The organism is Actinomycetota bacterium (assembly GCA_036280995.1).
GTDB lineage: Bacteria > Actinomycetota > CALGFH01 > CALGFH01 > CALGFH01 > CALGFH01.
The window spans coordinates 1-3289 of the sequence record DASUPQ010000895.1 but is presented as its reverse complement, the minus strand read 5'-3'; the positions used below and the strand labels follow the sequence as shown (position 1 = coordinate 3289).

The following is a 3289-nucleotide window of genomic DNA, read 5'->3' as shown; positions in this document are numbered from 1 at the left end:
GACCGCGCCCAGGGGCGGGAGCGGCAGGCCGAACGCGGCGACTTCAACGACCCGGCACCGTTCTGAGCAATCGCTCCAGCAATCGCTACTCAGCGCCCTCGGCTCACGCCGGGGGCGCCTGACTTGGAGAGCAATCCGGGGGACGAGGCGAACGCAGGGACCTCATCCTTATCAGCTAAATGCCGGTAACCGCTGCGCGGACGATCGTTTCCGCAGGTCGCGCCCGACCGTGGGATCAAAGTTCTGCGTTCAATCGGCGGATCGGTATGCGTTCATCCGGTCTTGAGGTCCACGCACGCCAGGCTAATCCTAGCCTTCGGAACCATCTCGTATCTTATTCTCTGCACGGCCGTCTATCTGCCGTCTGATCATCTTCATCTCGAAGGGTGCAGCGGCTGCGATGCCCGGCCCAGCCTTGGTGCTACGGGGTAAGGAGTTTGGCGAGGCGGCGCAGGCCCCGGAACGCTCGCGCCTTGACGGTTCCAAGCGGAAGGTCCAGGCGCCTGGAGATCTCTGACTGCGTGTAGCCGCCGAAGTACGCCAGCACAAGGACCTCGCGTTGCTCCTCGGGCAGACGGATGAGCGCGTTGCGAACCTCATGGGCATGTGCGTAGCGCTCGGTCAGTTCTCGGCCGTCCTCACCGGGAATGTCATCCATGGTCTCCAACGCGACGGCGGTGTTGCGCTGACGACGCAGGTGGTCGATCGCTCGGTTGCGCGCGATGCCGAGCGCCCATCCCGCCAGGCTCCTGGAGGGGTCGTAGCGACCGTTGTGTCGCCAAACCTCGTAGAAGACCTGCTGCAGGACGTCTTCGGCGTCATCTCGGCCAACGAGCCGTTGCAGGTAGCTGAGCACGGTTGTGCCCAAGGCGGCATAGATCTCATCGATCGCGCCCTGTCGATCGACCGCGAGCCGGGCTCCGAGATCGCTGCTGGCCTGTTCCACTGGCGCCTCTATCGCTTGCCGCCCTGCGGCGCTGCCACCGCGGCCGCGCATAACCGCCCCTCCCGCACCATCACCCTCCTCCTCGCCCGCTCCTCCTCGAGGTTGTCCGTCTGCGGTCCGCCCTGCGGCTGGTGGCCTGGACCGACCACGGGCCGGCCCAGCCAGCCGGGCCGTGGTAGGTCGCCCCGTCCCGGGACACCGACAGCTCCCTCGCGACCAGCAGCTCCACGCCGAGCTCAGCTGGCGGCCACCTAGCGACCCGGGAGCAGCCGCCGGACCAGGCCCTTGCTGACCTGAGCCGGGCGCTGCTGCTCACCCATGCGGGCGTTGACGACCAGCATCGCCCCGGTCAGGACCGGGATCACCCACTGCAGCGCCGTGAGCTGCCGCTGGGCACGGGCCACCTCCTCGGGAGTGGTGGGGTTGGGGGTGGTGCCGCCCTCGACCGGGACGTCGCCGGCCCGCTCCAGCTTCTTGCCCAGCACCCGGGCGTAGGCCGTGGTGCCCAGCGCGGCCACAGTCAGGGCGGTCTTGACCGCGCTCGCGGCGGCCACGCCCTGCTGGCCGGCCAGGCGGCCCTGGTTGGCCCCGGTCAGCACCGCCCCACCGGCCAGGTGGGCGGCGATCCCGGCCAGATTCAGCGGGGTCCAGCGAGCCCAGCCGGTGTTGGCCACCCGCAGCCGCTGGTTGGGGTCCTGGACCACCGCGGCGGCGCCGTTGACCCCGGCCGCGCCCATCAGCGACCCGCCGAACCAGGCGGCCAGGCCGACATCGTGCAGGCTGCGGGCAAGGGTGTTGTCAGTAAGTGCCATGCCTATCGTTCCTTCGGTTGTTCGTCACTCAGCAGTAACGTCGAGAGGAGAACGCAGCGGTGCGGGTGGACGCTCCATGGCTGCTGTGCGGGCTACCTGCCTTATGTTGCGCGGGTCAGGCGCCACGGTCGGCGAGACCACCGCGGCGGGCGGTTCTCTGCGCCGGCCATAGGGCGATGGCCAGCCCGGCGGCGGCGCTGACCAGGTGCAGGATGTTGTCGGCGCCGTTCAGCGACAGGAAGTTGATGTCGCGGTTGCCCGCCGCGAACAGCCCATAGATGAAGGCCAGCCCGTAGCCGGCGGCCAGCAGCCACCCATAGGTCCTGGCCGTATCCAGCCGGCGCCACAAGGCCAGCCCGGCCAGGCCGATGGCCAGGTGGACCAGGTTGTGCAGCGGATTGATCTCGAAGCCGAGCAGGGTCTTGTCGGTCTCGGCGGCGAAGTTCTCGAAGCCGGTGACCAGGAAGCCGAGGATGCCGATCAGGGTGTAGACGGCGCCGATGGCCAGGGCCAGCAGCTGGCTGGGGTGCCGGGTCGAGGGCGCGGCGGAGTCAGGACGTCGAGCCATGAAGGATGCCTCCGTGGCGGAAAGGGCGGGGACTGGGCCCTTTCACATCAGCCCAGCCTGCTGCCGGGCCGCTGCTGAGTAGCCAGCCCCACGCGGCCACAAACCACCCAGAACAGCCACTCTCGGCGATTCTCGCCACCCCAATGAGCGCTTGTGGAGCGTGGCAAGACCCGCTGCGCGCCGCCGACGCTGCCCGCCCTTCCGACTGACATCGGCCCACCAACCTGTCGGACAAGGCTGGCCGTATTGGGCATTGACCGGTACGGCGGTGGCAGTGGTGCCAGGGTGGAGGCAGCCTCGGGCGAGGGAGGCAGGCCAGCGGGGTTTGGGCCAACCTGCCCGCCGCGACGGGCCCGGTCGCGGCGGTTCCCTGCCCGAGGCTGCATGCGCTGTGTAGCCGCCGGGACCGGAGATCAATCTGTTGGCTGCCGGCCAGGGGTTTGAGCCAGGGGACGGCGGGCGTACAGTAATCCGCGTAGTCCCTGTTCGCCTCGTGGCCACCTGGACGGTGGCACCTGGGGCCTAGCCCTCGCCCCGATCCAGACCTGCCGGCTGGCGACGGCCTGGTGGCTCGCTCGGCACCTCGGCGCGTGCTCCGGGCTCGCTTGATTGGTCGCCAGTTCCCGGCTCCCCAGAAAGGCAGGGAGCGCCATGCCCATCGATCCCACCGATTTGGCCAAGAGCATCGGTGCCTTAGGGAGCCTGGATCCAGAACGGGGCCTGGCCCGCACCTTGCAGCAGGTGACCGATGGGGCCAAGCAGCTGTTCCGAGCCGATGCGGCCGGGCTGATGCTGGTTGACGCCGGCGGGCAGCTGCGCTGGGCCAGCGCCTCGGACCAGACCGCCCAGACCGTCGAGGGCGGCCAGGAGCGGCTGGCTCAGGGGCCGTGTGCGGTGGCGTTCAGCCAGCGGCTGTCGGCGGCCATCCGCAACATCCACACCGAACCCGACTGGGACAAGTTC

The 3289-nt window shown here is 69.3% G+C and carries 4 protein-coding genes; 1 reads left to right on the top strand and 3 read right to left on the bottom strand.

Going from position 1 to position 3289, the window contains the following annotated elements; translation table 11 throughout:
* Positions 1-421: 421 nt before the first annotated feature.
* The 3 genes from VF468_29900 to VF468_29890 all read right to left on the bottom strand — a co-directional run bounded on the left by VF468_29900 (position 422) and on the right by VF468_29890 (position 2326).
* Positions 422-946: a sigma-70 family RNA polymerase sigma factor gene (locus tag VF468_29900; protein HEX5882499.1), complete on the bottom strand. Its 525-nt coding sequence runs from the start codon at positions 944-946 to the stop codon at positions 422-424.
* 251 nt (positions 947-1197) lie between these two features.
* Positions 1198-1758: a hypothetical protein gene (locus tag VF468_29895; protein ID HEX5882498.1), complete on the bottom strand. Its 561-nt coding sequence runs from the start codon at positions 1756-1758 to the stop codon at positions 1198-1200.
* Positions 1759-1873: 115 nt separating this feature from the next.
* Positions 1874-2326 carry a DUF4383 domain-containing protein gene (locus tag VF468_29890; GenBank protein ID HEX5882497.1) on the bottom strand — a complete coding sequence of 151 codons (453 nt, stop codon included), beginning with the start codon at positions 2324-2326 and terminating at the stop codon, positions 1874-1876.
* A gap of 741 nt (positions 2327-3067) precedes the next feature.
* Between VF468_29890 and VF468_29885 the strand changes: the two genes are divergently transcribed.
* The coding region (locus VF468_29885; GenBank protein ID HEX5882496.1) for a hypothetical protein at positions 3068-3289 on the top strand (222 nt) is incomplete at its 3' end.